The sequence below is a fragment of the Massilia cellulosiltytica genome (genome assembly GCF_047325105.1).
In the GTDB taxonomy this organism is placed as follows: Bacteria; Pseudomonadota; Gammaproteobacteria; order Burkholderiales; family Burkholderiaceae_D; genus Telluria; species Telluria orientalis.
Genome location: NZ_CP168562.1, coordinates 5,754,103 through 5,772,658 on the forward strand (window position 1 = coordinate 5,754,103; position 18,556 = coordinate 5,772,658).

The 18,556-nt window shown below is 67.6% G+C and carries 20 protein-coding genes; 8 read left to right on the forward strand and 12 right to left on the reverse strand.

What is annotated here, in order from left to right; all coding sequences use genetic code 11:
- Positions 1–12 precede the first annotated feature (12 nt).
- The 7 genes from ACEN9H_RS25125 to ACEN9H_RS25155 form a co-directional block, all read right to left on the reverse strand.
- The gene (locus ACEN9H_RS25125) at positions 13–1,452 is read right to left on the reverse strand and encodes a hypothetical protein (protein ID WP_413672487.1); all 1,440 of its coding nucleotides are present in this window, start codon (positions 1,450–1,452) and stop codon (positions 13–15) included.
- Entirely contained in the window at positions 1,449–2,321 is an 873-nt protein-coding gene (locus tag ACEN9H_RS25130) for an ABC transporter ATP-binding protein (protein WP_413672488.1), read from the reverse strand. Before ACEN9H_RS25130 ends, ACEN9H_RS25125 begins: the two co-directional genes overlap by 4 nt.
- Entirely contained in the window at positions 2,318–2,710 is a 393-nt protein-coding gene (locus tag ACEN9H_RS25135) for a GntR family transcriptional regulator (RefSeq protein WP_413672489.1), read from the reverse strand. The genes ACEN9H_RS25130 and ACEN9H_RS25135 overlap by 4 nt, the downstream gene beginning before the upstream one ends.
- A gap of 174 nt (positions 2,711–2,884) precedes the next feature.
- Positions 2,885–3,466, reverse strand: a complete 582-nt coding sequence (locus ACEN9H_RS25140; protein WP_056122682.1) for a TerD family protein — start codon at positions 3,464–3,466, stop codon at positions 2,885–2,887.
- 20 nt (positions 3,467–3,486) lie between these two features.
- Entirely contained in the window at positions 3,487–4,182 is a 696-nt protein-coding gene (locus tag ACEN9H_RS25145) for a TIGR00266 family protein (RefSeq protein ID WP_056122679.1), read from the reverse strand.
- Positions 4,183–4,215: 33 nt separating this feature from the next.
- Positions 4,216–4,791 (reverse strand): TerD family protein, encoded by a 576-nt coding sequence (locus tag ACEN9H_RS25150; RefSeq protein WP_056122676.1) that lies wholly within the window; start codon positions 4,789–4,791, stop codon positions 4,216–4,218.
- Positions 4,792–4,834: 43 nt separating this feature from the next.
- Complete coding sequence (locus tag ACEN9H_RS25155) at positions 4,835–5,905, reverse strand: DUF475 domain-containing protein (protein ID WP_413672490.1); 1,071 nt, start codon at positions 5,903–5,905, stop codon at positions 4,835–4,837.
- Between the two features lie 122 nt (positions 5,906–6,027).
- Here ACEN9H_RS25155 and ACEN9H_RS25160 point away from each other — a divergent pair, with 122 nt between their 5' ends.
- Positions 6,028–6,942 (forward strand): LysR family transcriptional regulator, encoded by a 915-nt coding sequence (locus ACEN9H_RS25160; protein WP_413672491.1) that lies wholly within the window; start codon positions 6,028–6,030, stop codon positions 6,940–6,942.
- Positions 6,943–6,990: 48 nt separating this feature from the next.
- Positions 6,991–8,337 carry a hemolysin family protein gene (locus tag ACEN9H_RS25165; protein ID WP_056122668.1) on the forward strand — a complete coding sequence of 449 codons (1,347 nt, stop codon included), beginning with the start codon at positions 6,991–6,993 and terminating at the stop codon, positions 8,335–8,337.
- 100 nt (positions 8,338–8,437) lie between these two features.
- Here ACEN9H_RS25165 and ACEN9H_RS25170 read toward each other — a convergent pair whose 3' ends face one another.
- Both ACEN9H_RS25170 and ACEN9H_RS25175 read right to left on the reverse strand, forming a co-directional pair.
- Positions 8,438–9,169 (reverse strand): hypothetical protein, encoded by a 732-nt coding sequence (locus ACEN9H_RS25170; RefSeq protein ID WP_413672492.1) that lies wholly within the window; start codon positions 9,167–9,169, stop codon positions 8,438–8,440.
- 187 nt (positions 9,170–9,356) lie between these two features.
- Positions 9,357–10,178 (reverse strand): AraC family transcriptional regulator, encoded by an 822-nt coding sequence (locus ACEN9H_RS25175; protein WP_413672493.1) that lies wholly within the window; start codon positions 10,176–10,178, stop codon positions 9,357–9,359.
- An 85-nt stretch (positions 10,179–10,263) separates the two neighbouring features.
- Between ACEN9H_RS25175 and ACEN9H_RS25180 the strand changes: the two genes are divergently transcribed.
- A complete protein-coding gene (locus tag ACEN9H_RS25180; RefSeq protein ID WP_413672494.1) occupies positions 10,264–10,881 on the forward strand; it encodes a glutathione S-transferase family protein in 618 nt (205 codons plus the stop codon).
- Here the strand turns inward: ACEN9H_RS25180 and ACEN9H_RS25185 are convergent.
- Positions 10,814–11,740: a DMT family transporter gene (locus ACEN9H_RS25185; RefSeq protein WP_413672495.1), complete on the reverse strand. Its 927-nt coding sequence runs from the start codon at positions 11,738–11,740 to the stop codon at positions 10,814–10,816. The genes ACEN9H_RS25180 and ACEN9H_RS25185 overlap by 68 nt on opposite strands.
- On the reverse strand, positions 11,740–12,798 hold the full coding sequence (locus ACEN9H_RS25190) for a TlpA family protein disulfide reductase (protein WP_413672496.1): 1,059 nt from the start codon (positions 12,796–12,798) through the stop codon (positions 11,740–11,742). Before ACEN9H_RS25190 ends, ACEN9H_RS25185 begins: the two co-directional genes overlap by 1 nt.
- Before the next feature lie 65 nt (positions 12,799–12,863).
- Between ACEN9H_RS25190 and ACEN9H_RS25195 the strand changes: the two genes are divergently transcribed.
- The 5 genes from ACEN9H_RS25195 to ACEN9H_RS25215 all read left to right on the forward strand — a co-directional run bounded on the left by ACEN9H_RS25195 (position 12,864) and on the right by ACEN9H_RS25215 (position 17,801).
- Positions 12,864–14,237, forward strand: coding sequence for a PLP-dependent aminotransferase family protein (locus tag ACEN9H_RS25195; RefSeq protein WP_413672497.1), 1,374 nt, complete (start codon positions 12,864–12,866; stop codon positions 14,235–14,237).
- Positions 14,238–14,339: 102 nt separating this feature from the next.
- A complete protein-coding gene (locus tag ACEN9H_RS25200; protein WP_413672498.1) occupies positions 14,340–14,810 on the forward strand; it encodes a nuclear transport factor 2 family protein in 471 nt (156 codons plus the stop codon).
- 11 nt (positions 14,811–14,821) lie between these two features.
- Complete coding sequence (locus ACEN9H_RS25205) at positions 14,822–15,889, forward strand: sensor histidine kinase (protein ID WP_413672499.1); 1,068 nt, start codon at positions 14,822–14,824, stop codon at positions 15,887–15,889.
- A complete protein-coding gene (locus tag ACEN9H_RS25210; RefSeq protein WP_413672500.1) occupies positions 15,886–16,614 on the forward strand; it encodes a LytR/AlgR family response regulator transcription factor in 729 nt (242 codons plus the stop codon). The genes ACEN9H_RS25205 and ACEN9H_RS25210 overlap by 4 nt, the downstream gene beginning before the upstream one ends.
- Positions 16,611–17,801 (forward strand): acyltransferase family protein, encoded by a 1,191-nt coding sequence (locus ACEN9H_RS25215; protein WP_413672501.1) that lies wholly within the window; start codon positions 16,611–16,613, stop codon positions 17,799–17,801. Before ACEN9H_RS25210 ends, ACEN9H_RS25215 begins: the two co-directional genes overlap by 4 nt.
- A 126-nt stretch (positions 17,802–17,927) precedes the next feature.
- Here the strand turns inward: ACEN9H_RS25215 and ACEN9H_RS25220 are convergent, their stop codons facing one another.
- Positions 17,928–18,548, reverse strand: a complete 621-nt coding sequence (locus ACEN9H_RS25220) for a PEP-CTERM sorting domain-containing protein (protein WP_413672502.1) — start codon at positions 18,546–18,548, stop codon at positions 17,928–17,930.
- Positions 18,549–18,556: the final 8 nt, after the last annotated feature.

Consider the following 18,556-nt stretch of genomic DNA (forward strand, 5'->3'; position numbering starts at 1 on the left):
TCCACACCTTGATCAACCCAGCCGGCCGGCGGGAAAGGCCGGCGGCGCGGCGAGCATGCGGCGCCAGTCGAGCCGCAATTGCACGAGGCAGACGGCCAGCGAGATTTCGATCAGCCACGGCCACGCCGTGGTGCCGGTGATCCACGCCAGCCCGACCGCGGCGAGCGCCTGCATGACGGCCAGCGCGCCGGCGCGCAGCCCGAGCATCAGGTTCCAGCCGCCGGCGCCGCTGGCATAATCGCCCAGCAATCCCATCATCGCTACCTGGCCCGCCAGGCTGCACAGGCCCAGCTGGCGCAGCAGCGCATCCGGGCCGGCATCGATGAGCAGCAACACGGCCACCATGGCCACGGTCAGCGCGGCCCAGCAGCCCAGCCCCTGGCGCAGCACGCGCCCGGCGAGGCGCCGGTTCAGCAAGGCCGCATCGCCGGCCAGCGGTGTCAGGCGCAGCAAGGCCTGCTCGCCCTGCGTGCGGCGTATCTGCTGGCTGTACTGGGCCGTGCTGAACGCGATGGTCAACGCGAGCAGGGACGGGCCGACGTTCGTCATCAGGTCGACGAGCGCCTGCGCGCCCGTCTCGTGCGACCACTTCAGCAGGAGACGGGCGATGCCGCCCATGAACAGCAGGGTGACGAGGCCGCCGACCCACGCGCTCCAGTGCGCGGCCGGGCCCAACGCATGCATCAGCATGGCGGCGGGGTTGGCACGTTTCAGGTCGCAGCGCAGCGCGACGAAGTAGAACGGCAGATTGCCCACCGCGGTCGGCCCCTCGGGCACGGGCTGCTTGTCCTCGCCGCACTGGTCGAAGCGGGCGACGCGTTTCATCTGGTCGCCGCGCCGCTCGAAGAAGGCGTCGCCGCCGGCCGGATACAGCCAGCGCAAGGCCCACACCGCGATGGGGACGACGAGGATGCCCAGCACGAGCGCGGCGACAGGGCCGGTGGCCGCGTCCACCCATGCCGGCGGCAGCACGACGTGCGCCAGCCACGGCCAGTTTCCGCCCACGACGAGCAAGAACACGACATGCTTGTTGCCCGCACTGAGCAGTGCGAGACCGAGCACGGACAAGGCCACGGCCGGCAACGCGATCCAGAGGCCGAGGCCGAACGCCATGCCGACGGTCGCGAGCAGCCAGTATGCCGTCGTCATCTGCAGCAGGCGGCGACGCTGGCGCGGCAGCAGCCACGCATTGATCGGCGAATTCATCCGGATGGAACCCGGTACGAACAGGAAGGTCCAGACGAGCGCCAGCGCCAGCGTGACGAAACCGGCGAACAGGCGCAACCCCTCCAGCGCCTGCAGTCCGCCGTGTACGACGCCGCCCACGATGAAGACGGCGGCGCACAGGCCCACGGCGCCCAGCGCGAGGCCCAGCGTGCGCACGGCCTGTGCCTCGCGCTGCGCCGCGGCCGCGCGCCAGATCAACCGAAAATCCTGCAGCGCGGCGTTCATTGCGTCACCTCGATGAACAGATCTTCCAGCGTCAACGGTTCCACGCGCACGCCCGGCTCGCGCGCGAGGCGCGCGACGTCGTCGCCCTGCGCCTGCACGATCACGCTCGTCATGGCCCCCTCCTGGCGCCGCCGCACCTCGCCCGCCAGCGGCGCGCCGGGCAGCGTGGCGGCCGGCACGACGACGCGGCGCGCGCCTTCCAGCAGCGCGTCCGTCTGGCCCTGCAGCGCGATGCGGCCATCTTTCAAGAACGCGAGGTCGAAAGCGACGCGCTCCAGGTCGGACAGGATGTGCGTGGAGAACACGACGGTCGTCCCCCGCTCGATCACCTGGTCGACGAGCTCGCGCAGGAAGGCGCGCCGGCCGACCGGATCGAGCGCGGACACGGGTTCGTCGAGGATCAGCAGTTCCGGCTCGTGTGCCAGCGCGCGGATGATGGCCAGTTTCTGCTGCTCGCCGCCGGACAGGCGCTTGATCGGCTTGTTGCGCAGCTCGGGGCCGAAGTCCCAGCGCGACAGCAGGCCGTCGACCTTGCCGGTGTTCCAGCGCGGGTACATCGCGCGGAAGTAGTCGAACATCTGCACGGGCGTCAGCCAGTCGAACAAATCGGTGCGCTGCGGGACATAGCCGATGCGGCCCCGTGCGTCGTCCGACAGCCTGGCCACGTCTTCGCCGAACAGCGTCACCGCGCCGCCGTCCGCCTCGCGCAACCCGAGCATGCATTCGAGCAGCGTCGACTTGCCGGCGCCGTTGCGACCCAGCAGGCCGACGACCTGGCCGGGCGCGATCTGCCAGTCGAGATCGGCAAGCACCCGCTGGCTGCCGAAGTACTTGCTGACCGAGGACATGCGAACGATGGCGGCACTCATTTTGTTTCCTTCAGAATGGTTGCGAACAGGGACAGGACGGTTTCTGGATCGAGCTCGAGCTGGCGCGCCTCGACGGCGGCGCGCTCGAGCGTGGGCCGGAGCAGCCCGGCGCGGTCGGCCGGCTGCGTGGATGCGGACTCGGCGACCACCATGCCGAGACCGCGCCGGCGCGCCAGCACACCTTCCATCTCCAGCAGGCTGTAGGCCTTGGAGACGGTCATGGGATTGAGCGCCAGCGCCTGCGCGATCTCGCGCACGGACGGCATCTCGTCGCCGGGCCGGAGCTGGCCGCTCGCGGACAGGCGGCGCACCTGCTCGACGAGCTGGCGGTAGATCGGTTCGGACGAGCCGGTCGCGATCGAAAACAGGTTGGCGGTGTGTGCGGGCATGATGTCTACTGTATTAATTGAGTAATACAGTACGCCGGCGGTGTATCGTCGTCAAGCGATATTTACAAAAAAAGACGGCTCCGCGAGGGAGCCGTTAAAGGGCGTGGGCGCCAAGCCGCCCACGTTGGATCTGCGGACGGAGACTGGTCCGCAGGGACGACAAAAAACGTTACATCAGAGGTGCGGGACGATCAGCGGCATGAGGTCGTCGAAGGTACGGCCGGTGCCGTTCTCGCCGATCGCATGCATCTTCCACTCGCCGTTATGGCGGTACAGCTTGGCCATGATCTGGGCCGTGTGCGAGCCCTGCACCGACAGGTCATAGCGCGCGATTTCCTTGCCGTTGCTGGTATCGAACAGGCGGCAGAACGCGTTCTGGACTGTCGAAAAATTCTGGCCCGTGAAGCTGTTGACGGTGAAGACGAGCGACCTCACGCTCTCGGGCACCGTGCGCAGGTCGACGACGATCTGTTCGTCGTCGCCGTCGCCGGCACCGGTGCGGTTGTCGCCGGTGTGCGTGATGCTGCCGTCGCGGCTTTTCAGCTGGCGGAACCAGACCACGTCGACCGGGCGGTTCGATTCGTCGAACATCACGACGGAGGCGTCCAGGTCGACCGCCTGGCTCTTCGCGCCGAAGCCGAAGAAACCGCCGGACTTCGCGACGTCCCAGCCGAGCCCCATCGTCACGCGGGACAGGGCGCCGCCGGCTTCCTTCTCCAGCGAGATCTTCTGGCCCTTCTGCAGATTGACTGCCATTTGAATTACTCCTTTGATTGTCAGCGTCCGGGCGCCTGCACCCACGCCTTGAACGTGGCGCGGTTGCGCGAACAGACATAAATCTTGCCGCGACCGGAGAAGCGCAGGACGAGGCCCTCGCCGCTGGTCTGGCTGTTGATCAGGTTACCCAGGAAGCCGCCGCTGGTGCCGGTCGTGATCGAGACCTCGTAGTGCAGGGTGCTGTCCCAGGCGACGACGTGCGAGTTGTCGATGATCGCGTCCTTGCCCGGCTCCACGTCCAGCACGTTCATCGAGCCAAAGCCGGAGACGACGACCTGGCCGCTGCCCGAGGTCTCGGTCACGAAAAAGCCGCCGCTCTGGGCGAACAGCGCGTTGCCGAGACTCTGGGTACGCACGCGCAGGTCGACGCCGGAGCTGGCCGCCACGAACGCGCCGTCGCTGATGATGAACTGGTTCGGGCCGCAGTCGACCACCTGCATGGCGCCCGGCAGCGTGGGAGACAGCAGGCAGTCGCCGTCGCCGCGGGTCGCTTCGATGTGCTGCTGGAAGAACGACTCGCCGTTGGCGAAGGTGCGCATCAGCGCGCTGCCCAGGCCCCCCTTCATCTTGCCCTTGAGGTCGAGCGTCGATTCCATCATGACCATCGCATCCGATTCGCAGTAGATGGTCTCTCCGCGCTTCAGCGACACATGCAGGAAGGGATCGACGTCCCCGGTCACGGTAAACACTGGCATTGTTGGCTTCCTTTCAGGCCGGCGAAGTTAGGGTCAAACGCTCACGCCATAGTTCTTGGCGAGGGGGCCGAGGCCGCCGTTGAAACCCTGGCCCACTGCGCGGAACTTCCAGTCCGCGCCGTTACGATACACCTCGCCGAAGATCATGGCCGATTCAGTCGAACCGTCTTCGGACAGGTCGTAGCGGGCGATCTCGCTGTCGTTGGCCGCGTTGATGCAGCGGATGAACGCCTTGCCGACCATGCCGAAGTTCTGGCGGCGCGTATCGCCCTCGTGGATCGTCACGGCCAGCACGATGCGCTCGACGTCGGCCGGGACCTTCGTCAGGTCGATGCTGAGGGTCTCGTCATCGCCTTCCCCGGCACCGGTGCGGTTGTCGCCCGAGTGGGTCACCGAGCCGTCCGACGACTTGGCGTTGTTGTAGAAGATGAAGTCGGCATCCGAGCGGACCTTGCCCGACTGGTTCAGCAGGAACGCGACGCCGTCCAGGTCGAACGCGGCGCCATCGGTGGCGCGCACGTCCCAGCCGAGGCCCAGTTTGAGGCTGGACAGGCCCGGTGCTTCCTTCGACAGGTTGACGTTACCGCCTTTTTGCAAGCTGATTGCCATGATGATTCTCCTTCAGGTTGATAGGTACTGCCTTGTTCACGTTTCATTCGGCGTGGGCGAACTCTTTGCTGCCCACACCCAACGCTTCCTGCTTCTTGCGATACCGGATCGACGACCACACCGAGGCACCGATGAAGGCGACACCCGCCAGGCCCGTGACCAGTTCCGGCACGTGGAACTTCATACTCGCCAGCATGATCAGGGCCAGGATGCCGATCGCGTAGTGAGCGCCGTGCTCCAGGTACACGAACTGGTCGAGCGTGCCCTTTTCCACCAGGTACACCGTCAGCGAACGCACGAACATCGCACCGATCGCCAGGCCCAGCATGATGATCACGACGTCGTTGGTGATGGCGAACGCGCCGATCACGCCGTCGAAGCTGAACGATGCATCCAGCACTTCCAGGTACAGGAAGCCGCCGATACCGCCGCGCTTGACCATCTCGCCGACGTCGCCGCCGCCCTCTTCCGACTTCTCGAGCAGGTTCGACAGCACGTCCACGCCGACGTAGATCAGGATGCCCCACAGGCCCGAGATCAGCACGACCATCTTCTGGGCTTCCGGCACCAGCGACAGGCTGGCCATCAGCGCACCGATCGAGATCATCACGGCGATCGACGACACCTTGCCGAGCGAGCCGAGCTTGGCTTCGAAGTGGCCGAGCCAGTGGTGTTCCTTCTCTTCATCGAACAGGAAGTTCAGGAAGACCAGCAGCAGGAACATGCCGCCGAATGCCGCCACTTCCGCGTGGTGGTTCGTCAGGTGCATCGAGTACTGCTTCGGATCCTGCAAGGCCATGTTCCACACGTCCATCAGGCCCAGGTCGGCCGCCACCGCGACGATCACGAGCGGGAACAGCAGGCGCATGCCGAACACGGCGATGATGATGCCGACGCCCAGGAACAGCTTTTTCCAGAACTCGTCCCAGGTCTTCAGCACCGAGGCGTTGACCACCGCGTTGTCGAACGACAGCGAGACTTCCATGACCGCGAGAATCGCGGCGATACCCATCGCCGTCAGCGCGCCGGCCACGCCGGCATGCTCGTAGCCCCACCAGGCCGAGCCCAGCAGGCACAGCGCCGTGACGATGAATGACACCCTAAAATGCTTCATTCTTATGTCCCTTCTTGGGATATGTGTTGTTGACAAGGCGCAGTGTAGAGGCGATGATCCAATCAAAAAAGCGAAGATAACAAGAGAATCACTTCGAAAAAACCTGCGTTATTCACGTGACAATGAAATCCGACATCAATTTCCGCCACCTGTACTACTTCTGGGTCGTGGCCAACGAAGGGGGCATCACGCGTGCCGCCGAACGGCTCGGCCTCGCCGTGCAGACGGTCAGTTCGCAATTGACGCTGCTGGAGCAAGCGCTGGGCAAGACGCTGTTCGCGCAGCAGGGCCGGCGGCTCGTGCTGACGGAAGCGGGCCGGCTGGCGCTGGGCTATGCCGACCAGATCTTCTTGCTGGGCGAGCAGATGCAGGAAGCGCTGAGCGAGTTCGACAGCGGCCGCACGCGCCTCACGGTGGGTATCTCGGACTCGCTGCCGAAGCTGTCGGCCTACCGCATGCTGGAAGCCGTCACACGCATGGACCGCCCCGTGCGCATCGTCTGCTACGAAGACCAGTTCGAGGCGCTGCTGGCCGATCTCGCGCTGCACAAGCTCGACGTCGTGCTGACCGACCGCGAAGTGCGCGCCGGCGCGACCCTGAAAGTGTTCAGCCACCAGCTGTTCGACAGCGAGATGGTGGTCGTGGGCACGCCCGCGCTCGCCCAGCGCTACGGCGGCGCGGACGATGCGTTTCCACGGAATCTGAACGGCGCGCCGTTCCTGCTGCCGGCGCGCAATAATGCCCTGCGGGGCAAGATCGACGAGTGGTTCGTGCAGCACCACGTGCGGCCGGACGTGGTCGGGGAGTTCGAAGACAACGCGCTGCTCAACACATTCGGCCGGCGCGGCCTGGGCCTGTTCTTCGCGCCGGCCGCGCTGGCGGACGACGTCGCCGAGCAGTTCGGCGCCGTGCGGGTCGGGCTTGTTCCGACGGTGCGCGAACAGTTCTACATGATCTCGAGCGACCGCAAGATCATGCACCCGGCGGTCGAGGCCATCCTGGCGGGATCGCGAAAAGCGACGCCCCCGGCGGCCTGACCGTTACAATGCAGCTCGGCTTTTGCCTTTCGAGTAAACATACCTTCTATGCAAAACGTATTGCTCGTCGTTCTCGCGCTGCTGCTGGTGGCGCTGAACGGCTTCTTCGTGGCGGCCGAATTCGGCATCGTCACCCTGCGCAAGACCCGTGTGCGCGCCATCGCCAAGACCGGCGGCCTGCGCGGACGCATCCTCTACAAGGTCCACAGCCAGCTCGACGCTTATCTGTCCGCGTGCCAGCTGGGCATCACGCTCGCGTCGCTGGGCCTGGGCTGGGTCGGCGAACCCGCGTTCGCGAACCTGCTGGAACCCGTGTTCTCGCTGGTCGGCGTCACGAGCCCGCAGATCATCCACGGCGTGTCGTTCGTCGTGGCGTTCAGCGTGATCTCGTTCCTGCACATCGTCGTGGGCGAGCTGGCGCCGAAGTCGCTGGCAATCCGCGTGCCGGAAGCGGTGGGCCTGTGGAGCGCCATGCCGCTGTACGGCTTCTACTGGGCGATGTACCCGGCCATCTGGCTCCTCAACGCGAGCGCCAACCTCGTGCTGCGCGTGGCGGGCCTCTCGGGCGTGGGCGGTCACGAGACGCATTACTCGAACGATGAACTCAAGCTGATCCTGCGCACGAACACGGGCACGCCGGGCGAGCGCTTCACGCACGACGAGCGCCACATCCTCGCGCAGTCGCTGGAGTTCGCCCAGCACACGGTGGCGGACCTCATGCGTCCGATTAACGAGGTGAGCGCGCTGTACGCGAGCCGCTCGCTCGAGCAGAACCTCGACACGATGCGCCGCAACCGCTTTTCGCGCTACCCGTATTTCGACGAGGACGGCGAGGAAGTGCTGGGCGTGATCCACCTGAAGGACCTGTTCTTCGCCGAGCAGTCGGGCAAGGACGTCGACGACCTGACGGATTACCTGCGTCCCGTCGAACTGATCTCGGCGCGCACGCCGGCGATCGAGCTGTTCCGCCGGTTCCGCGGCGGCGCGCCGCACTTCGCGCTGATCGGAGAGAAAGGCAAGCGTCCGGTCGGCTTCATCACGCTGGACAACCTGCTGGGCGCCATCGTCGGCGAGATCCGCGACGAGTTCCGCCTCAACGAAAACGACTGGCTGCCGCAGGGCGACGGCACCTACATCGGCAAGGCGAGCCTGCCGATCGTCTCGCTCGAACGCGTGCTCGGCATCGACATCAACAACGAAGAGATGGGGCTCGATGAAGTCGAATCCGTCGGCGGGCTGTTGATGGCCAAGCTGGGGGATATTCCCAAGCAGGGGCAGCGGATCGAGTTTCCCAGGTTCGACGTCGTGGTCAAGAAGACCAACGGACCGCGCATCCTGCTCGTGAAAGTGATTCCGCAGCTGGAGCGCGGGGCGGATGAGGATGATCTGGACTGAGCGTCCGCCAAAGCCTCTCTAGGCGCAGCCAATAAGTCAGTGAGCAGAGATACGAACAGGGCCTTGTGAAGGCCGGCCTTATCGTTCGCTAGCGTCGTGCTTACTTCTTAGCGCTTGCTGAAGTGGACGGACTCGGCATTGCGGAATTTTGTACAGGACGAACGGAGGGTGGCTTTGCTCTTACAGGCACGTCCTCTTTAGCGACTATCCCCGGCTTTTCAGTACTGGATGCGTACCAAGCGATAATCGGTACAGCGAAAACCAGAATTACCAGCAACACTAGCGACCAGCCCAGCACCTGCTTTGTCATGCGCACAGCCGACTGGTAAGCACTTTCACCGCGCTTCACGGTTTCCCATTCTGATTTCAGAACCACTTCCGCGTATTGCGCAGCGCTTTCTACCGCGTCTATCGGTAACGAGACCGGTACGTCGGAATCGATAATATAGTCTTGCGTCGCCTGCATCATTGCAGATAGACGCCGCCGCAGTTCCTTATGATCGCTCTGACTATCGTTCAGCCGAAGACGAATGCGATGGAAGGTCTCGCCAGCAGCATGTCTTGCCTCGACGATTCTTGCTTGAGGAAAGTTGAACAACTCGGCATGAGAGGGGTTTGGCCAACGATGCTCCTGCATAGCACGGCAAACAGTACGTGTGTTTGAGAACAGGGCAGCCAAGTCCTCGCGAAGCGAGTCAATCCAAGCTTGGCGAAACTCACTAACCTTGGTCTCTTTGGACGCAATCAAGTTAGCACGGGCAATGCCACCTGCGACCAAGGCGGCCGCGAGGGTACCTGCTACCGGGACGATCGAAGAAACTTCAAAAGGCATAGCTCGTTACCCGTGAATATAGATCATCGGGAGCTTACCTTCCGCATTTGTTATGCACAAGAATACACGTGCGGGTGTCGCTCCTTCTCTCGCGGGACGACCGCTTCTAGCCGCTAACGGTTCTTAATCACAGCTCAGCGTACGGCACATGTTGCTCTAGTGCGAAAAGAATATCCCGCTTAACGATTCAAGCCCTCCCTTGCCGCGCTTCATCCCGATACCGCCCCGGCGACTTGCCCACGAGCCGCCGGAAATCCGACGTGAAGTGCGCCTGGTCGAAATACCCGAGCCCCTGCGCCAGCGCAGCCAGGTCCACGTCGGCGCCTTGCGCCAGGCGATCTGCCGCCTCGTGCAGGCGAAACCGCCGGATCACCCATTTCGGGCTCACGCCCACGTACTCGCTGAACAGCTGCTGCAGGCTGCGCACGCCCATCTGCGCGACTGCCGCCAGTTCCTCCACCTGCGTCAGCCCGGGCGTCGATTCCACCAAACGCAGGATGGCCGCGATGCGGTCGACCTGCGGGTCGGGCGCCGGCAGCATGGTACGCAGCAGCGCCCCCGCCGCCTCGATCATCGCAGCGTCGTCCGCCGTGTCCAGCACCGCATCCTGAGCGGCCGCCTCGTCCCACGGGAACACGTCGCCCAGCGCCAGCACCTTGTCCGTGATCGTGTGCAGCGGCCGGCCCAGCAAACCGCGGAAAGCGCCCGCCCGGAAGCGCAGGCCGCACACCTTGCCCGCGTCCTGCAATGTGTAATCGAACGAGCCCGTCGTCAGGCCCCAGATGCCCGTGCGGGCGCGGTCGAACACGATGTGCACGCACGGGTAAGGCAAGGTGCGCTGCGTGTGTGCCGGGCGGCCCTGCAAGTCCCACTCGACGATCCAGTAGTGGTCGAGGAACGGCGCCAGGTCCGGCGGCGGCAGGTAGCGGCCGAGCCGGAACATCTTGCCGGCGAGCGCCGGCGCGACGACACCCTTGGCGCGGTCGGTGACGGTGGGGAGATGGCTCATCGGGGCATTCTAGCATTCGCGTTTTTCCAAGACCGCGGCGGCAGGCAAGCCTAATCTGTCGGCTCACCGCCATCCCGAGGACCCCATGAACCCGACCCTGTTCCACGCTCCGAATTCGCGCTCCGGCGCGGCCCGCATCCTGCTCGAAGAACTCGGCGCCCCCTACGACCTGCACGTGCTGAACCTCAAGAAGAACGAGCAGCGCGCGCCGGCGTACCTGGCCATCAACCCGATGGGCAAGGTCCCCGCCGTCCGCCACGGCGATGCCCTCGTGACGGAGCAGCCGGCCGTCTTCATCTACCTGGCCGACCTGTTCCTGCAAGCGGGTCTCGCGCCCGCGCTGGACGATCCGCTGCGCGGTCCCTACCTGCGCTGGCTCGCGTTCTACGGTTCGTCGTTCGAGCCGGCCATTACCGACCTCGCGATGAAACGCGAGCCCACGCCGCCGATGATGTGCCCGTACGGCGACTTCGACACGATGCTGGCCACGTTGACTGCCCAACTGCGCGCCGGCCCGTACCTGCTGGGCGAACGCTTCTCCGCCGCCGACGTCCTGTGGGGCATCTCGCTCGGCTGGGCCACGATGTTCAAGCTGGTGCCGGAACTGCCCGAGATCATGGTCTACATCGACCGCGTCAGTTCGCGTCCGGCCGCGCGCCGGGCCGCGGAAGCGGATGCGCTGCTGGCCGCCGCACAGGGTTGATCAGGCCAGCGGCCAGCGCCGTCCCCAGCACGATCGGGGCGCTGCCGGCCGCCATCGCGGTCGTAACAGTCTCGCCGAGGAACAGCACGCCCCACAGCACGCCGAACGCGGGTACGAGGAACGGCACGGCCATCGTCCGCGCCGCACCCACGCGGGCGATCAGGCGGAAGAACAGCACGTACGCGAGCGCCGTGCAGAGCGCGCCCAGGCACAGCAGCGCGCCCCACGCCTGGGGCGACGGCAGCGTGGCCGGATGCAGGGCCAGTGCTGCCGGTGCCAGCATGAGCGCGGCGGCCAGCTGGCTGCCGGCGGCGACGGCCAGCGGCGGCACGGTCGCGAGATAGCGCTTGCTGAAGTGGGCGGAAAACGCGTACAGCATCGTGGCCGCGACGCATGCCAGCACGGCCCATCCGGTTGCGATTGCACCTGCGCCGGGCTTGAATCCGGCGTTATCCGCGGCGAGCCACACCACGCCGCAAAAGCCGAGCGCCAGCCCGGCGGCACGCGTGCGGCCGATGGCCTCGCCCAGCCACACGCGCCCGATGATGGCCGCGTACAGCGGCGTGGCCGCGTTGAAGATCGCGGACAGGCTCGCGTTGATGCCCAGCGCCGCCAGCGCGAACAGCACGAACGGCAGCGCGGAATTCGTCAGGCCCACCAGCAGCACCGGTTTCCAGTGCCGGCGCAACGCACGCCAGTCGCCGCCGAGCAGCGGCAGCAGCAACACGGCGGCGATGGCGGCGCGGGCACCGGCCAAGGTCATCGCGCCGAACTCGCCGGCGCACACGCGCATGAACAGATACGATGCGCCCCACAGCGCGGCCAGCGCCGTCAGGCAGGCGATATCGCTCTTCTTCATCATTGCCCCCTTACCGCGCGCAGCGCCGCATCGAGGCCGCGTTCTTCCGGTCCCAGCACGCGCGCCACGCGGCCATCCGCATCGACCAGCACGACGCTCGGGATCGCGCGGATGCCGAAGGCGGCGAAGGCGGCGCCGTCGCGGTCGAGCACCACCCGCGGCGTGCCGGGATGGGCCTTGGCGTAGGCCGCCAGTTCGACGCTCGACGTCCACAGCGGCGCGGCGACGGCAAGCCAATCCACGCCGCCCCGTTTCAGCAGGCGCGTCGCGTCCTCGCGCACGCGCCGGCAGGCCTGTGCGGTGGCCGGACGGGTCTCGCGCAGATACGTTTCGCACCACGGCGAAAAGAACACGAGCGCGCGCGGCTTGCCGGCCGCGCCGGCCGGGAGATCGAGGCCCGCCACCTTGTCGCCGACCCGGAACACACGCGCCGCCTGCGCTTGCGGTGCCAGCGCGACCGGTTGCGCCGCCGCCGCCGCGACCCGGCCTTGCGCGGCCCGGCCTTGCGCGGCCCGCTCCAGCGCCGCATGCAGGGCCGCATCGTCGAGATGGCCCACGTAGGCGATGCGGCCGTCGGCACCGATCAGTACGTGCTGCGGCGTCACGCGCAGGTTCAGGCGGCGCCCCAGGCTGCCGTCGTCGAGCGCGATCGGCATCGTGAGGCCGTGGCGGGCGCGGTAGGCGCGCACGTCGGCCTCGGTGTCGCTGAAGCCCGCATTGACGGCGATGACGTCGATGCGCTTGCCGTACTGCCGGTGGATGCGTTCGAAGCCCGGCATCTGCTGCAGGCACGGCGCGCACCACGTGGCCCAGAACTTCAGGTAGACGGGCCGCCTGCCGTAGCGGGTGGCGAGGTCGATGGTGCCGCCGTCGAGCGTGCGCAGGACGGCGGCCGGCGCCGGCTGGCCGATCAGCGGCTGGCCGGCGTGCGCGGCGCGGGTGGCGCCGCCGTCCGCGGCCCCGCAGGTCGCGCAGGCGAACAGCGCGGTGGCCAGGGCGGAGATGAAGTGAACGAGGGTCATGGGATCCTTCAGGGTGACGGTGGATGAGGCTTTCATCGTAGTGACCACTTGGATCAGGGCAAAGACGCAAGAATTGCATGAATCCCTGTACCATTTACTGCATGGACCTTTCGATAAACATCGACCGCTTCGCGCGCACGCCCGTCGCCGGCCAGATCGCCGCCGCGATCGGTGCCGCCATCCACGACGGCCGCCTTTCTCCCGGCGCCCGGCTGCCGTCCTGGCACGACCTGGCCGTGCAGCTGGGTGTCGCACGCGGCACCGTGCGCGCGGCCTACGACAGCCTGCGCGACCAGCAGCTCATCGTCACCGCCGGCGCGGCCGGCACGCGCGTGGCGCGCCAGGCGGTGCGTGCGGGGACGGCGCCGGAACGCCCGGCCGCCCCGCCGCCGCGCCTCGCCGCACCGGTCCCGTTCCAGGTCGGCGTGCCGGGCCAGGACGTGTTCCCGTTCAAGACGTGGTCACGCATCATGGGCCGTGCCGCACGCGCCGCGGCCGCGCAGCCGCTGGGGTATCCCGATCCGCGCGGCGAACCGGTGCTGCGCGCCGCCATCGCGGCCTACCTCGGCATCGCGCGCGGCATCGCGTGTCACCCGTCGCAGGTGTTCGTCGCGAACGGCCATGCCGCCGCGCTCGGCCTCGCCCTGCGCGCGCTGCGGCTGGAAGGACGCACCGCATGGGTCGAGGATCCCGGCTACGCGTCGGCGCGGACCGTGCTCGCGCAATACGGCGTGACGCCCGTCCCGGTGCCCGTCGATGCGGAGGGGCTAGCCGTGGCGGCGGGCATCGCGTCCGCTCCGAAGGCGGCACTGGCGGTCGTCACGCCGGGGCAGCAGGCGCCGCTGGGCATGACGTTGTCGCTGGCGCGCCGGCATGCGCTGCTCGATTGGGCGGCCGCGCGCAACGCGTGGATCGTCGAGGACGACTACCTGGGCGAGCTGCAGCTGCAAGCCCGCGCCACGCCGGCGCTGGCGGCGCGCGACCATGCCGGCCGCGTGCTGCACATCGGGACCTTCAGCAAGACGATCGCCCCGGCGTTGCGCGTCGCCTTCCTCGTCGTGCCGCCCGCGCTGGCGCCCGCCGTCGCCGCCGTGGCCGACGTCGCCGCGGCCGCGCCGGCACCCGCGATCCAGTTCGCCATCGAGGAATTCCTGCGCGACGGCCACTACCTGCGCCACCTGCGCCGCATGAAGCGCGTGTACGCCGAGCGCCGCGCCGCGCTGTGCGCCTGCCTGCGCGATCTCGGCCTGGCACATGCCGAGGCCGGCCTGTCCGTGCTCCTGCCGCTGGCGGATGGCGTCGACGATGCCGCGCTGGCCGCGCACGCACGCACGGTGGGTCTCGCGCCGTCCGCCCTGTCGTGGTGGCGCGCGCAAAAAGACGACGCGCCCGGTGGCCTGCTGCTGGGCGTGACGAACGTGCCGCCCGGGCGCGCGCAGGCCGCGTGCGCGGCGCTGGCCGCGCTGCTGCGCTGAGCCGCTAACGGTTCGCCGCACGGCGCACACGGTCCGGCGCAGCGTGCTGGCCCGCACGCGCGAACGCTTCTATCGTGACGTCTTTCCATATCGGGAGCCGCCATGCGCGCCTTGTTTTCTCTCTTCCTCGCCTTCTGCCTCGCCGGTCCGGCGCACGCGGCCAATACCGAAGACGCCGCCATCCGCCAGCTCGTGCAGCAATTCCAGACCGCCATCGTCGCGCGCGACGGCAAGACGCTCGGCTCGCTGTTCGTGCAGGAAGGCGGCAGTTGGTGGTCCGTGCTGGACGAACCGACGTATGCGGCGGCCAAGGCGCGCAATCCGGCCGCGCAGCGCCTGGAGCCGTCGACATGGCAGGCGTTCGCCGAATTCGTCGCGCACAGCGCCAGGCCGATCGAGGAACGCTTCTACGACGTGCGCGTCCGCACGAACGGCACCGTCGCCTCCGTGTGGTTCGATTTCGACTTCCTCGCCGACGGCAAGGTGACGAACCGCGGCAGCGAAACGTGGCAGCTCGTGCGCACGGACGATGGCTGGAAAATTGTCGCGATGCTGTATTCCGTCCACCAGTGACGCGGGCTAGAATGGCCGATCCGTCCATACGCCACGCCGCCGTGAAAGAAGACACGCCCCTGCTCGTCCCCGTCCTCGCCGCCCTGCCGGTGTTCACCTGCATGGTGATCCTCGGCCTGCCTGCGCTGGGCCACGGTTACGCGCCCATGTTTCGCACGCTGTTCTTCGTCGCTTGCGCCGTCTGGACCGTGCCGCTGGTCCTGCTGCAGCGCGCGTTGTGGCGCCAGGGCCGCGCGTGGTGGGCGATGACGCTGATCCTGCTCGCGGCGTCGTATGCGATGGCGGTCGCGAACTCGCTGCTGGGCCAGTGGCTGTCGATCGCGCTCGGGCTGGAGACGGGCTACCACTGGGACGACCTCCTGCGCGGCCTGGACGGCTGCTGGCTCGCGCTGGTCGCGTTCTGCGCGATGCATGCGGTGGCCGTGTACTACCTGTCGCTGCAGCGCACCCGGCTGCGCCTCGCGCAGGCGCTCGCGGACGCGCGCGACGCCGAACTGCGCGCGCTGCGCCTGCAGGTCAATCCGCACTTCCTGTTCAACACGCTGAACGCGGTGTCGGCCCTCGTCGCGGCCGGCGCCAACCGCGACGCGAACCGCATGCTCGCCCGCGTGTCCGATTTTCTCCGTGCCACGCTGGCGCACGACGGCCGCCACGAGCACACGCTGGCCGAGGAACTGGCGCTGACGGAAGCCTATCTCGACATCGAAAAGGCGCGCCTCGGCGAGCGCCTGCAACTGGCGATGCATGCGGGGCCCGACCTGCTCGATGCCGCCGTGCCCTACCTGATGCTGCAGCCGCTCGTCGAGAACGCGGTCCGCCACGGCATCGCGCCCATGGCCGCGCCGGGCCGCATCGACATCCGCGTCGACCGCGCGGACGACCGCCTGCGCGTGGACGTGCGCAACGACGGCACGCAACCGACGCAAGCCGGCGGCGGCATCGGCCTGGCCAACGTTGCGAACCGCCTGCGCCATTTGTACGGCGACGCCCAGCGGGTGGACGCGGGCTGGCGCGACGACGGCCGCTTCCACGTGTCGCTGACGTTGCCCCTCAGGGTGAACACTGAGGTGGCGGCATGATGCGCGTCGCGATCGTCGACGACGAACCGCTGGCCCGGCTCGCCGTGAAGGCGCGGCTGGCGCGCCACGCGGACCTGGAACTGGTGGCGGAATACGGCGACGGCGACACGGCCGCCGCCGGCCTCGCGGCGATCCGGCCCGACCTCGTGTTCGTCGACGTCGAGATGCCCGGCAAGAACGGCCTCGACATGCTGGCCGCCCTGCCCCGCGCCACGCGTCCGCTGGCGATCCTGCTCACCGCCCACGACACCTTCGCCGTGCGCGCCTTCGACCTGGCCGCCCTCGACTATCTGTTGAAACCCGTCGACGACGACCGCCTGGACGACGCACTGGACCGCGCCCGCACGGCCATGAGCCGCCTTCGTCCCGCGGCGGCGCCCACATGGACGCGCAGCTTCACGGTGCGCGCCGGTAACCGCACGGTAATCGTCGACGCGGCCGATGTGGAACGCATCGAGGCCGACGGCGACTACGCCACGCTGCACGCGGGCGGCAAGACCTACCTCGTGCGCGAACCGCTGCAGGAACTGGCCCGGCGCCTCGATCCGGCCCGGTTCCAGCGCGTGCACCGGTCCAGCATCGTGCGCCTGGACGTGGTCGCCGAACTGCGCGCGCTGACGAACCGCGACGCCATGCTGCGCCTGCGCGACGGCACCTTGCTGCGCGCGAGCCGTACCTACATGCCGGCGCTGACGCAGGCGCTGGCCTTCCATACACACCCATGACCCAATCTGCTTCCACTTACCGCCTGCGCGGCCTCGACCTGCTGCGCGCCGCCGCCATCCTGCTCGTCCTGACGAGCCACTACACGGGCTTCGTCAGCCACGCACCCACGTTCGGGGTCGTCGGCAAGGTCGGCTGGGCCGGCGTCGACCTGTTCTTCGTATTGAGCGGCTACCTGATCGGCAACCAGCTGCTCGCCCCCGCCGCGCGCGGAGAATCCCTGTCGCTGAAGACCTTCTTCGTGAGGCGCCTCCTGCGGACGCTGCCCAATTACTACGTCGTGCTGGCCGCTTATTTTCTAATCCTTTGGTTGTTTCCCGGCGCGCCGCTCGGCGGTTCAAGCATGGCGGACCCATGGCGCTTCCTGACGTTCACGCAGAACTTCGGGCTCGCCTACGGCCAGACGTTTACACACTCCTGGTCGCTGTGCATCGAGGAGCAGTTTTATGTGCTGCTGCCCCTCGTCGTGCTGGCCCTCGCGCGCATCGGCTTTCCCGTGCGGCTCGCGTGGGGCCTGCTCGTGGGCGGCATCGTCGCGGGCATGGCCACGCGCGCCGCGGCGTATGCGCTGCACGGGCACGATGCGTTCATGGCCGAGGTTTATTATTCGAGCTTCTGCCGCGCCGATGAACTGCTGCCCGGCGTCGCCATCGCCCTGCTGCGCAACGTCCATCCGCACGCATTCACTCGCCTGCTGCGCCATGCGAACGCGCTGTGCGCGGCGGGCCTCGCGCTGAGCGTCGGCATCCTGACCTGCATCCACCTCGACTGGCCGACGACAGCCGTCACGTCGACGTTTGGCTTCTCGCTGCTGGCACTCGGCTTCGCGCTGCTGACGTGCGCGGCGCTGTCCCCCGCCTGCATCCTGAATCGCATCGACATCCCCGGCGCGTCGCAGCTCGCGCTGTGGTCGTACGCCGTCTACCTCGTGCACAAGCCCGTGTTCATGGCGCTGCGGCCGCACGTCGAGCGCCTGCACATCGATGCGGGCGCACCGCTCACCGTCATCGCCGTCATGGGCGCGGGCATCGTCGGCGGCTGGGTGCTGTACCGCTGCGTGGAGACGCCGTTCATGCGCCTGCGCGCACGCCTGACGACCGCTCATACCGCTGAACACGCGTTCCATCGCACGGCAGATGATCGCGCACCTTCCTCGCACTGTTCCTGTTCGGGCTCTACGCGAGCGTGAGCGTGAATCGTGGCGCGTGGCGGACGTCGTGGCCTTCCACGGCAATGCCACGATGGCGCCGTACTCGGCGGGCATCTGTGGAACCGGCACGCCGTGCCGGCCCGACGATTCAATGCCGGACCGGCCTCAGGCGACCGAGCCAGGCGCCTTGCGGCGGCGCGCGCGGCCCAGGATCAGGGCGAACGCGCCCAGGCCGAGCACCAGCGGGCTGGCCGGCTCGGGCACCGTGCCGCCGGGGGGAACAGAAGCGGCGGTGGTGAAGTCGTCCATGACGAACCAGCCGGTATCGCGCGTGATGGTCAACGACGACACGTTGTCGAATGCCGCGGCCGCCCACGTGTAGCTGCTGCCGATCGCGACCGGACCGGTCGTGCCGATGAGGTTATTGGCGGCGTCATAGGCGGCGATGGCGATCCACGACGCCTTGTCCGCAGCACCGTCCGGCGCCGCGAACCACGCGCCGGCAAAATTGAACGGCGTGGCGCTGCCGATGGTGGCGCCATCGGAGCCGAAGCCGTTCACGGCGAAACGCGTGCCGCCGTGGGCGCCGTTGCCGTAGCCGTCGATGCCGGTGTCGCCGGCAAACCAGTCGTCGCTGAAGGTCAGGCCAGCGTACGGATTGATGTCGCTCAGGCCGGCGAAGTCGCCGCCGGTGGCCACGTCCTCGAAGCCGAGGACACCGGCGTTGGCGGCGCCGGCCAGCATCAGGGTGGCGCTGGCGATCACTGCAAACAGAGTCTTTTTCATGGTGGGTA